Source organism: Sessilibacter sp. MAH3 (assembly GCF_054658275.1).
This window is the reverse complement of sequence record NZ_BAAGIE010000001.1, coordinates 352,164-365,521: the sequence shown is the minus strand read 5'-3', so window position 1 is coordinate 365,521 and position 13,358 is coordinate 352,164. Positions and strand designations below refer to the sequence as shown.

At 40.3% G+C, this 13,358-nt stretch carries 13 protein-coding genes; 7 read left to right on the top strand and 6 right to left on the bottom strand.

What is annotated here, in order from left to right; translation table 11 throughout:
- Window positions 1-10: 10 nt before the first annotated feature.
- A complete protein-coding gene (locus tag ACYQ2C_RS01475) occupies window positions 11-1,639 on the top strand; it encodes an electron transfer flavoprotein-ubiquinone oxidoreductase (RefSeq protein ID WP_460099323.1) in 1,629 nt (542 codons plus the stop codon).
- A gap of 289 nt (window positions 1,640-1,928) precedes the next feature.
- Here the strand turns inward: ACYQ2C_RS01475 and ACYQ2C_RS01470 are convergent, their stop codons facing one another.
- The 6 genes from ACYQ2C_RS01470 to nagZ all read right to left on the bottom strand — a co-directional run bounded on the left by ACYQ2C_RS01470 (window position 1,929) and on the right by nagZ (window position 6,938).
- Complete coding sequence (locus ACYQ2C_RS01470) at window positions 1,929-2,354, bottom strand: hypothetical protein (RefSeq protein ID WP_460099320.1); 426 nt, start codon at window positions 2,352-2,354, stop codon at window positions 1,929-1,931.
- The gene (locus ACYQ2C_RS01465; protein ID WP_460099317.1) at window positions 2,351-2,857 is read right to left on the bottom strand and encodes a hypothetical protein; all 507 of its coding nucleotides are present in this window, start codon (window positions 2,855-2,857) and stop codon (window positions 2,351-2,353) included. Before ACYQ2C_RS01465 ends, ACYQ2C_RS01470 begins: the two co-directional genes overlap by 4 nt.
- A 267-nt stretch (window positions 2,858-3,124) precedes the next feature.
- Complete coding sequence (locus ACYQ2C_RS01460) at window positions 3,125-3,337, bottom strand: cold-shock protein (protein WP_460099314.1); 213 nt, start codon at window positions 3,335-3,337, stop codon at window positions 3,125-3,127.
- Window positions 3,338-4,222: 885 nt separating this feature from the next.
- Window positions 4,223-4,789: a hypoxanthine-guanine phosphoribosyltransferase gene (locus ACYQ2C_RS01455; RefSeq protein WP_460048542.1), complete on the bottom strand. Its 567-nt coding sequence runs from the start codon at window positions 4,787-4,789 to the stop codon at window positions 4,223-4,225.
- Complete coding sequence (locus ACYQ2C_RS01450) at window positions 4,786-5,895, bottom strand: mechanosensitive ion channel family protein (protein ID WP_460099310.1); 1,110 nt, start codon at window positions 5,893-5,895, stop codon at window positions 4,786-4,788. The genes ACYQ2C_RS01455 and ACYQ2C_RS01450 overlap by 4 nt, the downstream gene beginning before the upstream one ends.
- Window positions 5,896-5,900: 5 nt before the next feature.
- Window positions 5,901-6,938 carry a beta-N-acetylhexosaminidase gene (gene nagZ / locus ACYQ2C_RS01445; protein WP_460099308.1) on the bottom strand — a complete coding sequence of 346 codons (1,038 nt, stop codon included), beginning with the start codon at window positions 6,936-6,938 and terminating at the stop codon, window positions 5,901-5,903.
- Between the two features lie 330 nt (window positions 6,939-7,268).
- On the opposite strand from nagZ, the gene lexA reads away from it, so the two are divergent.
- From lexA to pstB, 6 genes are all read left to right on the top strand, one after another.
- Window positions 7,269-7,880 carry a transcriptional repressor LexA gene (gene lexA / locus ACYQ2C_RS01440; RefSeq protein ID WP_460048545.1) on the top strand — a complete coding sequence of 204 codons (612 nt, stop codon included), beginning with the start codon at window positions 7,269-7,271 and terminating at the stop codon, window positions 7,878-7,880.
- 42 nt (window positions 7,881-7,922) lie between these two features.
- Window positions 7,923-8,435 carry a hypothetical protein gene (locus tag ACYQ2C_RS01435; RefSeq protein WP_460099305.1) on the top strand — a complete coding sequence of 171 codons (513 nt, stop codon included), beginning with the start codon at window positions 7,923-7,925 and terminating at the stop codon, window positions 8,433-8,435.
- A gap of 1,320 nt (window positions 8,436-9,755) precedes the next feature.
- Entirely contained in the window at window positions 9,756-10,607 is an 852-nt protein-coding gene (locus ACYQ2C_RS01430; RefSeq protein ID WP_460099302.1) for a phosphate ABC transporter substrate-binding protein, read from the top strand.
- A 32-nt stretch (window positions 10,608-10,639) separates the two neighbouring features.
- Window positions 10,640-11,527 carry a phosphate ABC transporter permease subunit PstC gene (pstC, locus tag ACYQ2C_RS01425; RefSeq protein ID WP_460048548.1) on the top strand — a complete coding sequence of 296 codons (888 nt, stop codon included), beginning with the start codon at window positions 10,640-10,642 and terminating at the stop codon, window positions 11,525-11,527.
- Window positions 11,520-12,350: a phosphate ABC transporter permease PstA gene (gene pstA, locus ACYQ2C_RS01420; RefSeq protein WP_460048549.1), complete on the top strand. Its 831-nt coding sequence runs from the start codon at window positions 11,520-11,522 to the stop codon at window positions 12,348-12,350. Before pstC ends, pstA begins: the two co-directional genes overlap by 8 nt.
- Window positions 12,347-13,171: a phosphate ABC transporter ATP-binding protein PstB gene (gene pstB, locus ACYQ2C_RS01415; protein ID WP_460048551.1), complete on the top strand. Its 825-nt coding sequence runs from the start codon at window positions 12,347-12,349 to the stop codon at window positions 13,169-13,171. The genes pstA and pstB overlap by 4 nt, the downstream gene beginning before the upstream one ends.
- Window positions 13,172-13,358 lie beyond the last annotated feature (187 nt).

The window sequence follows — 13,358 nt, the reverse complement described above, 5'->3', positions numbered from 1 at the left end:
GGAGACATTCGTGGAAAGAGAACAAATGGAGTTTGATGTGCTGATTGTAGGAGCTGGCCCAGCCGGTTTAGCAACGGCCTGTCGACTCAAACAATTAAATGCAGAACTGGCTATTGCCGTTGTAGAGAAAGGCTCCGAAGTTGGAGCCCATATTTTATCGGGCGCGGTGATTGATCCTATTGCACTCAACGAGTTATTTCCCGATTGGAAACAACAAGGCGCACCGCTTGAAACGCAGGTGCAAAAAGATGAAATCTATCTGCTAACAAGCGATCAGACATCTACAAAAATTCCCGAATGGATGGCTCCAAAATCACTACACAACCAAGGTAATTATATTATTAGCTTGGGCAATTTAACCCGTTGGCTTGCGACCCAAGCAGAAGAATTAGGCGTTGATATTTTTCCGGGTTTTATCGGTGCCGAAATAACCTACGATACCGATGGTAAGGTAACCGGTGTTTGCACCGGCGACATGGGCATTGGCCGCGATAAAATGCCGAAAGATTCGTACATGCAAGGCATGGCACTAACGGCAAAATACACGGTATTTAGTGAAGGTTGTCGAGGACATTTGGGTAAAGAATTAATTCGACACTTTAATTTGGATAAAGACCAAGACCCACAACATTATGCCATCGGTTTAAAAGAATTATGGCAAATTGATCCCGAACACCATCAACCGGGTTTAGTCATTCATGGCTCTGGCTGGCCATTGGACAAAAGCACCAGTGGTGGATTTTTCTTATACCACGGCGACAACCATCAAATATCCGTAGGCTTAATTGTAGATTTAAATTACAGCAACCCGTGGTTAAATCCCTACGAAGAATTTCAACGTTTAAAACATCATCCCGTTTTAGCGCAATATTTGCGAAATGGCAGCCGCGTTTCTTACGGCGCACGAGCCATTGCCAAAGGCGGATTTAATTCATTGCCAAAAATGTTTTTTCCGGGTGGTTTATTAATTGGTTGTGATGCAGGAACACTGAATGTGTCTCGAATTAAAGGGTCACATACGGCCATGAAATCGGGAATGCTCGCCGCGGAAGCCATTCATTCTGCACTCATCAACAACCACAAAGACCTTAGCGAATACGACGAACTCTTTAAAAACAGCTGGCTATACGACGAACTCTATGGCTCTAGAAATTTCGGCCCAGCATTGCACAAATACGGTAATTGGTTTGGTGGCGCTTTTAACACACTAGACCAGAACTTTTTAGGCGGCAAACTACCGGTAACACTGCACGACCGGCTCGAAGACAACGCTCAACTTAAAGAAGTATCACAGGTAGAAAAAATTAACTATCCAAGCCCGGACGGCGTTTTATCCTTCGATAAATTATCGTCCGTGTATTTATCAAATACCAATCACGAAGAAGATCAGCCATGCCACTTACAGCTGAGCAAAGAAGAAATTCCCACGAAAATTAATATTCCGCTCTACAGCGAACCAGCGCAACGATACTGCCCGGCGGGAGTCTATGAACTAGTCGAAAAAAACAACGAACTACAATTGCAAATTAATGCCCAAAACTGTTTACACTGCAAAACCTGCGATATAAAAGACCCCTGCCAAAATATTCAATGGACACCACCGGAAGGCGGCGGCGGACCAAACTATCCTAATATGTGATATCGAAAACGCTTCAAACCAAGAAATTTTAGTGACACAAGGAAGTGTCACCAAGTTTAAAAACTATAAGTAGTTAAAATAATTAAAGTCAACATTGATTTCGAAACTTGCAGACAAATAACTATTGTAGAAATAACGATCTGACAAGTAATTTCTGTGGTTTTAATCTTAAACCATGAGAAATACATTTAGATCGTTGGAAGCTGTGTATATTTTGCGATTTTACGTCCAGAATTATTAAAAGATATCTAATAACGTGAGGTGACTATGGGGTCTCAAGATTGATTTATCAGAAACATCGTAAAGACTTTGATACGAACTTAAAATCTGTTTTAGTTAAGCCAAAAGCAATCGTTGATGATGAAATAAATTCACCCGTAGAAGAGATTTCGTTTACGATTAATGTGCAATCCCAAATATCAATAACTTGGCTTTTGTCAGTATCGTGCTTAGAAGCGATACAACTCGTTTGAATATTTGTTTTATTTTCGCTCTCGTACGAAGAAGATAAGACCACGGATAGGTGGTCTTTAAGTGTATACGGGACTTTGGAGGTTGATACAGATTGCATATTGCAAAGTGGTTCTGCGTCCAAAATACTCTTAGAAGCATCAAGTAGCGAAGTTAGCACCTGCACACCATCAGGTTTACTGTCTGTTGTTGCATTGCTTGTACAACCAAGAATCAGTAAAACAAAGAGAGTTAAATATTTCATATAAATGCACCGTAGTAGAACTCTACTGTTGTACCTGTAGTTTTATACGCATTGGTAAACTTTGCAACAAAATTAGCCTGTGAATCTGCTACCACTTTATTATGAGTATTGCTGTAATTCCACACCTTACCCTGCCTTAATATCCCTATGTGTTTTTTAGGATGATTACCCATGACATAGTTATTACCTACTTTTTTGATATTTGTGGCTAGGGTAACGAAAATTAGGCATTCAGCGATAGCAGTAGGCTTAGACGATAAAAGGTCGATTTTAGTACATCTTCTGAAGATATCGTCTACTCTTATCGCTGCTCCTTTCGCAGGGCTTTGTTTATCTGCCCAAGTATAGTTCTTACAAGTAGGGCCAGAGAACTCATACCCCATCATGTGAGACACGTAGTGAGCACAGTGATTTTGATTATTATTCTTTCCAAGACTAAAAGGACAAAGTTGTCCAATCCCTTTACCTAAACTTCGGCCAAGATCTGTGGGTATTTTTGACATTTTTTGCATCCGAAGAGTTTTTAAAAATTTGAATTTCGTACTAAGAGATAAATAAGTTACAAAAATTTATTTTTCTTAGTAATTACTTCCGCCATTTAATTTCAACAATTAAACGACCCTAAATTAATCTACTCATCAACTGACCACTTATGATTACAAAAACATAAAAGCAAATTTTGAAAACGAAAAAACCAGCAAAATGCTGGTTTTTAATATTCATAAAGCTGACTGATGTGAGCAGTATTATTTTTTGTTATGGTTAAAAAATTAAACGCCGATAACGTTCTCGGCTTGTAATCCTTTTTCACCTTTGAGCAAATTAAATTCAACCATTTGGCCTTCGTTAAGTGATTTATATCCATTCCCAGATATATTTCTATAGTGAACAAAGACGTCTTCCCCTTTCTCGTTACGAGTAATAAACCCATAACCACGCGCATTGTTAAACCATTTCACTGTTCCACGACTTCTGTTTGACATGCCTATAACCTCATTATTTTTATAAAACACAAAATAAAACAACTACCACAAAGATTGACACTCTGGCAGGAATTACCGAAAAGGATTAATTGAAAAACTCATCGCGCAATACGAATAATTAAATTAGGAATTTTTCAAACTAAAGTTTTGCATTAAGCGCATCCAAATTTCAACGAATAAATAAAAATAAAAAAACATCTTAAAATAACTTTGAGAAATTAAACAATCTGAGAAATAAAAAATTCAACCAGAACAAAACAGTATTTACAATAATGCTGAATCGATTTGACCAAAACAAAAGGCGAAACAGACTAATTCACGAGCTTCACATAAAGTTGAAAGCAACTGATTTTTTTTCGCAATTATTCGTCCAGCATATTTTGTATTTTTAAAAAATGCTTATGATTTGATATTGCTTCTTATTTTTATACCTTAACGCAATTACATAGATGCCCGTTTATTCCCATCAGATACTCTAAAAATTTAAACGCTTTGTAAGCTATTTTTTGTATTCTCACACGAATTTATTAAAAAAATAATGAAGTAAATAACAAATCCACATTTAAAATTAATATGATACCTATTAAAAATGTCCACGCGGATAACAGATTCGCTATTGCATTTATGTTTGGCACTTAAAATCACATACGCAATCAAAACCTTTAAATACGTCGATACTCTATAGCATTGATTATGGGATTTTTTCTACTGACAGTCTCGGCAGAATAACCGATTAGCTTCTTTTTTTTGAAAACGACTTACGAAATGAATCAATTAAGAAGGTGCCAAGTATTTTTCTTGGCAATAAAAAAGCTTCTCTTAATTGGTAATTAGGAGAAGCTTTTTTGGGGATGGTTTTATAAAAATCGCGGCCTAGCGCTGTGCTTATCTTTTTTCAGCTACTGCGTAGATTCCAGGGAGATTTCGGTAGTAGGTTTTGTAATCCATACCGCAACCAAATACATAACGGTCGGGTACGTCCAAGCCAAGGTAGTCTGCGACTAAATCCGTTGCTTTGCGATCGTGAATTTTTTGTATGAGTAGTGCTGTCTTTACCGATGCACAATTTTTCTCGCGGCAGTAGTTTACAAGCTCTTGCAGCGTTACACCTTCATCAAGAATGTCGTCAACAATAATAATATCTCTACCTTCTAGGTCGAACGTGGGTTCTGCGATCCAAGAAAGCTTAGCACCTGTGGTTTTACTGCCGTATCGCGTAGCATGGATGTAATCCAATTGTATTGGTGTTGTGATTTTTTCAATCAGTTTAGCGGTGGTCATTAAACCGCCATTCATTACACACAACACAACCGGTACTTTGTTTTCGTAATCGCGATCAATCGCTTGTGCCATATCCGACAAAGCTTGGTCGATGACCTCAGGTGAATGAATAAGATCTGCGGTCTCTAAGATGGCTTGGGCTTCTTGAGCGAGGGCTAAAAATTCTGTCACGACTTGGGTTCTTCTTTAATTAACGGGTTTATTTCTTGAGATGTGACGGCATCAGGCAAGCTTTCTAAATGCAAACTGCTGGTAGGGAAAGCTATTTCTGCTTGATTACTCCGAATGATGTTTAACACTTTAAACAACACATCTTGCTTAACTGAATGATAGGTCACCCAATCAGTAGTTTTGGTTAAAGTATAAATAAAAAAGTTAAGTGAACTTTCTGCAAATTTATCAAAATTCACAATTATCACCAGATTTTGATCAATATCGGGATGTGATCTCAACATGGATTCGGTCTGTGCCACGATTTTTGGCAACTTATCAGCATCTTGATAACGAACACCAATAGTCTCGTAGATACGACGATTGGTCATTCGTGAAGGGTTTTCGACCGCGATTTGCGTAAAGATGGCGTTGGGTACGTACAAAGGACGCTTATCAAAGGTACGAATACAGGTTATGCGCCAGCCAATGTGTTCAACCACGCCTTCAATGGATTTGTCTGGGGAGCGAATCCAATCGCCAACCTTAAAAGGTCGATCTAGGTGGATCATTAATCCGCCAAAAAAGTTAGCTAGCAGATCCTTTGCGGCGAACCCAACGGCAATTCCGCCAATGCCGCCAAAGGCTAACACCCCAGAAATACTGTATCCACGCATCTGTAGAATAATGAGAAGCGTCGAGATCACTACGCAAACACCCAAAATTCGACTCAGAGCAGCGGCGGTGGTTGGGTCGATCTTGTGATTTGCAGAAACTTCGTTTTGGTAAATTTTCTCGGATCGGCGAATACCACGAATTAAAAACCAAGCCAATAACAGGATAAGTCCGTATTGTCTGGCCGAAAATGCGTATTCAACAATTAGCTCTTGATCGCTAAAAGGTAGTGAAATGGCAAAGCTGATACCCAGCAGAAGAACCGCGAAGTTGAGCGGGGTTTTAAGGGCGTAAAAAAGGCAATCATCCCAAGGGTTTACGGTTTTTTTGGCTTGGCAAAGCGAGCGCCTTAATAGCTTGCGCATCAGCCACGCGACAATCACCGTAGCCAATAACAAAAGGCTACACTGCGCGACCGGGTTTTCGACTAGTGTTGCGTACAATTGCGCCATGACGTTTACAGCTCGTTCGCTAGTCGTTCAAGGATATTCATTCTACGTTGGCTGAGTTGCGGATTAAATTCGTAACTGCCGTGGCAAAGCATGGTTTTTTTAATGGTTAACGCTTGTTTAGAAAGCGCAAAACCATCTAAACCATCAACTATTTCGGTGGCGCCGGATCGGTTGTTACACATCAAAACAAAATCACAACCGGCGGTTAACGCAGTAGCAGCTGCGGCCAAATAACCACCGGCTAATTTCGCACCGGCCATGTTCAGATCGTCGCTAAATATCAATCCATTAAAACCATAACGCTTTCTTAATATGTCTTTTAGCCATAGCGCCGAAAACCCAACAGGATTGGCGTCGACATCTTCGAAAACAATATGCGCAGGCATTACTCCGGCAAGACAAGACTTTTTAATCAGCTGCTCGAAAGGAACTAGGTCCCGAGCGGCGATCTCGGCAAGAGGCCGATGATCTCTCGGCAAATCAATGTGACTGTCAACTTTAACGAATCCGTGACCCGGAAAATGCTTACCAACAGCCTGCATACTCGCTTCGTTCATACCTAAAATAAACGATTCTGCCAGCGCAAGCGTTGTTAAAGGATCGATAGAAAAGGAGCGCGAGCCAATAGCGGGGTTTTGGTTGTCGTCTAAATCTAAAACTGGCGCTAAGGTGTTGTCGATACCGCAAGTTCTGAGTTCAAACGCTAACAGCCAACCCAGTTCACGAGCCAATGACAAGCCTTTTTCTGCGCTTTGCTGGTAGAGCTTTGATAAAGACGCCATGGGCGGAATGGTTGTTACGCCTTCGGTTAAGCGCTGCACTCGCCCGCCTTCTTGATCGATACAAATCAGCAAGTTTTCGCGGATATTTTTAATGTTGCGACATAAATGAGCGGTTTGCTCGGCCGTTTTAGTGTTGCGGGCGAAGAGAATGACACCACCCACATTTGGATGCGTCAAAAGCTCTCGATCTTCCGCCGACAACTCGGTACCGGCTACATCAAGAATAACTGGCCCGGCACTTAAAACCTTGGCATTACCCATTTATAGATCCAATTCGAATAAAGATTACGCAATTAAAAAGCGGGCACACTAATATTTAGGCTGGGAGGTGTCAATAATTGCGGCTATAAAAGAAAAAAACTTCGGGCATAATTCAATTCTACATCGTGCGTTTCTAATCAACGAACAATGACTAAATTCTGATTTACTGGTTGCGTGTACAGTAGAAACACTGTATAAACTAAAACACTGTATATAAGACCAGCCCAGTGCGGCCAACACTGTTTTTAATTTGAAGAAACAATTGCAATAAACTTTGCCGTTTCACCTTAAAAACTACCGCCCCACGCTTAAAGAATCAGCATATTAGACATGATTAAACTAACCGCTCGACAACAACAAGTTTTAAATTTAATTCGTGAACATATAGATGCAACCGGCTTTCCTCCTACGCGTGCAGAAATAGCTCTAGCACTTGGCTTTAAATCAGCCAACGCCGCAGAGGAACATTTGCGTGCCTTGGAGCGAAAAGGCGCTATTGAGATGGTGCCAAGTGCCTCTAGAGGTATTCGCTTAAAAGAGCAAGTTGAGGAGTCTGGTATACCCATTATTGGCTTGGTGGCAGCGGGTTACCCAATTTTGGCGCAAGAAAATATCGAAAATTATTGCAATATCGATAACGCTTTTTTCTCGCCCTCAGCAGATTATTTTCTTCGCGTTCGCGGCATGAGTATGAAAAATGCCGGAATTCTAGAAGGTGATTTATTAGCCGTTCACAAAACAACCCAAGTAAGAAGTGGGCAAATTATTGTTGCCCGTATTGATGATGAAGTAACCGTAAAACGTCTAAGACGCGGTAAAAACCGCTCTATAGTTGAGTTGCTTCCAGAAAATGAAGAATTTGACATCATTACCATTGACCTTCGAGAGCAGGAATTTGCTATCGAAGGTATAAGTGTCGGCGTTATTCGACAAACCCAATAATTCGATTTTTAAGTACTTATATTACTGATACGGAGTAATAAAATGGATTCTGCACAACAAATGTCTCTGTTTACGGACTCCTTAGTCAATCAATTCGGCTTTATCTCAGAAACAACCGCGTTTACTAGACAGTCAATTAGAGCACTATCCAAACGTGCATCTAATACAGAAACAGCATCGCAAAGCGGTGCTGTTTTAAGCAACATTACTCAATTGGTAATTTCTAAATATTGTTCGAATTTAGATCAACTATTGTTGCCAATGATTGCACGTCAAACACAATTAGCGGGTAATCGATGGGTAAGCTGGGTAAGCGATGAAGTTATTGATAAAAATGTATTGCTTGACTACGGCGTAAATCTAAAAAATCTTCGCATTATTTATCCTAACAATACATCAGATTTATATTCCGTCACCGAAAAAGCATTAATAACAGGCACAAGCCATTGTGTAGTTGCCATTTTTGATGGTTTTAACGACCAACAACTTGAGCAATTAACCCAAGCAGCCAACACTGGTAACTGTTCTGGATTACTGGTTACGCACCAGAATTAACAATCTGAATAAGCCTGAATAAGAAAGCTACTGTGAAACAAGGTTAAACATATTTATTGCTCTTACGTTAAGTAACTGTCTGCAAGCAATACAACACATCTACAATTATTAAAACATTTATATAAATACAGAATTAACAACAGTGTAATTGCTTTTTTTATTCGTTTGTTTATTCGGTCGCCACCCCGCTCTTTCAGTCTTATTTTTAATGACTGCCGCCTAAGCAGGCTTAAAATTTCTTAAAACTAAAAACTCAATTTTTTAAAAAAACTGATTAATTCGAAATATAGATTCCCCAACCTAATTATTTATTGACTTTTAAGTCACTATCATCAGGTACAAAAAGAAACACAAAACACTTCTAAACAATACTTCTAAAAAAGTATTTCTGTTAATCACAGCCATTTATTTTCGAATTAGATCCATTCACAAAAATATTTACGGCATAAGAAACTCATCAAAACATAAGGTTAGGAATCTTTGATTAATGATTCCGTAGTTTAATCAAAGGAAAGTAGTTGAAAATACAATTTCCAATTCCCTCACAACACAACTCACAACACCACTCAGAACCTACCTCACTTATACTTTCTAAAATTGGCGACTCATTCCTGCATCGCTCGAATCTCTGAGTTAATTGAAGCGTCGTTTAGGGTTTACTAATAATTGAAAAGATCAAATAAAACTAAAAAACTCTACTTGATCATTTAAGGTTCAGGCTAATCTAAACCAATTCAAACAAAGCACCATACAAACCACCTCGGTTTTTAACGCGCCCGGTATAAGCTATAAAAATTACTCCTTAGTCGATACTTCAAAATAAAAAACACACCAGTGCAGGTTAAGATGTGTTCGAAAATTTTTAATCAGCTTTTATATATGGATGAATTAATTTATAAAACTCATCGATGATTTGATCAGAGAGAAAAAAATTGACAATGCGAGTTCTAATATCTGGGTTAGCCAAAGTTTTCCATACACATAATCGTTTATATAAATAAAAATACATAATTTTAATGCTTCACAAAAATCGACTTATCACAACAAACAGTAAATAACGTTGCAATGTCCATTTGTCGATTAAATTAAAGATGTGTAAATCAAAAGCATTTAAAGATTGAAGATAAAAAATACTCGAATAAACATATATTCACAGGTAAAACATCATAAAGCATAAAATATTTACTTTTTCATATTTAAACAATATCTCACAAATTGATGTAGCGCTTGAAACTGGAGTAATTTAATTAGCATAATTTCCAAAACCGAAGCCAAATTTTTTGGATAATAATCACTTCTATTTAAGCAAAGAGATAAAAAATGAGCTTAGTCACGCGAATTTTCACACAAAGAGCTCATTCGAGTCAGTTATCAAGACTTTTCTGTCTTCTTGGTGTAGTTTCTATCGCTTTTTTAAGTAATTTATCTCTAGCGGCGGAACGCCTAACTCTTACCGGTTCGAGCACGGTTGCACCGCTTGCGCTTGAGATGGCCAAACGCTTTGAAAAAAATAACCCTGATGTACGTATTGACGTTCAAACCGGCGGTTCATCCCGCGGGGTGAATGATGCTCGCGTCGGCCTTGCCGATATAGGTATGGTTTCTAGAGCATTGAAAGAATCTGAACAAGACTTAACCGCTCACCTCATTGCACTCGATGGTATTGGTATCATTGTTCACTCGTCGAATACTGTCAAAGAGTTATCTCGTCAGCAAATTATCGATATCTATCAAGGAAAAATTCGTAATTGGGCAGATGTAGACGGCCCCAATCTTGAGATTACGGTGGTAAATAAAGCAGAAGGTCGTTCTACTTTGGAACTTTTTCTGCATTTTTTTGAGCTAAAAAATAGCCAAATTCGTCCTCAAGTTGTTATCGGCGATAACCAGCAAGGTATTAAAACCGTTTCTGGTAATCCTGGCGCCATCGGATATGTGTCCATCGGCACCGCAGAGTTCGAACACAATCGCGGCACCCCCATCAAGCTTTTACCAATGGATGGCAAAGAAGCCACCGTAAAGGGCGTTGCCAGTGGCGAGTATCCGTTATCAAGACCACTCAATCTGGTTACCAAGGCGCAACCAGAAGGTTTTGCAGCAAGTTTTATTGAGTTTGCGCAGTCTACAGACGTTTTAGATTTGATCGAAAATCAATTTTTCGTAGCACCTTAAGCCTATCCATTTTCTAAGTAGGTTCGTTACCGTTGTCGATAAAGCTTCGCCCATTTCAATGCGACAGTAAGCTCGATTTTGGCGTTGCCACAATCATGGGCGCCCTGTCGTTTGTCTGCGCAGCCTTGTTGTGTTTGATACTCGGCTTTTTACTGTACGAATCTTGGTCGTTGGTGGCCGATGGCCGCTGGTTAAGCTTTTTCAGTCAAACTGGATGGTACCCGTTAGAAGGCTTATTTGGCATGACGCCAATGATATTCGCCTCTTTGGTATTGACCTTTGGATCGCTGGTTATTGCGCTTCCTGTTGGCTTAGCTTGCGCTATTTTTCTCGAATTTTACGCCAAGGGTTGGGTTAAAAAATCCTTTCAATCCCTCTTAAATTTGCTTGCCGGTATTCCATCTGTTGTTTTAGGCCTTTGGGGCTTAACTGAGCTTGTGCCTCTTATTGGCCAAATTAAAGCCCCCGGCACCAGCGTGCTTGCCGGGGCAGTCGTACTATCGCTGATGATATTACCAACCCTAGCGCTAACCAGTTACGCTGCGCTGACCAGTGTCGATCGCTCGATTTTAGCCGGAGCGCAAGCACTGGGACTTACGCAAAAAACGCAAATCTTAGCCATCGCAGTACCGGCTGCCCGATCGGGAATTATGAGTGGCGTATTGTTAGCGAGTGCGCGAGCCTTGGGCGAAACCATGGTGGTTTTAATGGTTGCAGGCAATGTTGTACAAATGCCTTCTAGCCTGTTTGCACCAGTTCGCGCATTAACCGCCAATATTGCCTTAGAAATGGCCTACGCCCTTGGCGACCACCGTGCCAGCTTGTACGTATCTGGCTTGTTGTTGACGATTATTGTCTGGATTCTGGCTTATTTAGCCTCTTATCTTTTTAATAAAGGGAGAACCGTCTCCCATGATTGATCGAGCTTTTTCACTAGGTATCTATGCAATTATTGCGTTAGTGATTGCAACATTCGGCTGGATTATTGGCGATGTTATTATTAAAGGTATTTCGGTTGTCTCGTGGGAATTTTTAATTTCCGAACCCGAAGATGCTGGCCGTGCTGGCGGAATCGCACCCATTTTGGTTTCCACTTTATATGTATTAATTATCGCACTTGTTATTGCGTTGCCACTCGGAATTTCTGCGGCTATTTGGTTGGCGGAGTTTTCTCAAAATCAATCGCATACGCTACACGTAGGTATTATTTTGGATGTGCTCGCCGGAGTTCCATCTATCGTATACGGACTGTTCGGCAATGCCTTTTTCTGCATTTATTTAGGCCTGGGATATTCACTATTGTCCGGCGGATTAACACTTGCCTGTATGATTTTGCCGGTATTTATTCGCACCTGTGAATCTGGAATTCGATCGGTACAATCTGACTGGCGTTTGGGCGGCCTAGCCTTAGGCATGCGTCGCTCTGTTGTGATTTGGAAAATACTATTACCAGCGGCAAAACCTGCAATCATCGCCGGACTCATCTTATCCATTGGCCGAGCTACTGCCGAAACAGCGGCACTGTTGTTTACCAGCGGTTATGTTGATCGCATGCCAGAGTCAATTTTCGATTCAGCACGTGTTCTGGCGGTACACATTTATGATCTCACCATGAACGTAACCGGCGGCGATGAAACCGCCTATGGCTCAGCCTTAATATTGATTGTGCTAATTATTCTTTTAAATACTCTAGCACAAGGCTTTATCGACTCTTGGTTTAAACGCAGTGGACATTACAGATGATTGTTGCAGAAACCCTAGCTCCCAGATTATCGGAAGACATCATCGAGAGTCGTGCACCCGCACACATCAAAGTGAACGAACTGGCTATTTATTACGGTAAAAAACTTGCCGTTAATGGCATTTCGTTAAGTTTACATCGGGGTAAAATTACCGCGCTTATTGGTCCTTCGGGCTGTGGTAAAACCAGTTTTTTAACCACACTCAATCAGTTATCAAAATTAAACAATCAAGTAACCGTTACCGGCGAAATACATTTTGACGGTGAAAATCTTACCCAAAATAATGTTGATCTATTAAGTCTTCGCCGCCGTGTGGGAATGATTTTTCAAAAACCGAATCCTTTTCCACTCTCTATTTTTAAGAATCTGGATATTCCACTGAAGGAACACGGTTTTAAAAATCGAGCCGAGAGAATCGAAAAAATAGAAAACGCCTTAAAAGCCGTTGGTCTTTGGGACGAGGTTAAAGATCGCCTGAATACCTCTGCACTATCGCTATCGGGTGGTCAACAACAGCGCTTGTGCATTGCCCGAGCCTTGGTTTTGGAGCCAGAAGTTTTACTGATGGACGAACCTTGTAGCGCGCTAGATCCCATATCGTCGGGCATTGTTGAAGAATTAATTTCGAGCCTGCGAGATAAATACACCGTGGTAATTGTTACCCACAATTTAGCTCAAGCTAAACGTATTTCTGACTATACCGCGTTCTTTTGGACGCAAAATGGTGCCGGCAAACTGATTGAATTTAATAATACTCGACAGCTTTTCTCTGGTCCCAAAGACGAACGCACCGCGGCTTATATTTCCGGAATTAAGGGCTAATAATAACGCCCTTATCGTTTACTGCTTTTTGTTTGCTCTGCCAACCGCGCCTAGAATTCACTCACCTAGAATTCACTCGAATATAAATCACAGTAATTATTCTTGATATCAGAATTCGCCGTTATTCTGAGCGATGTAAACCTTCCTCCCCCTTAATTCATCTTATAATTTTTGACGCTTTTGAAAC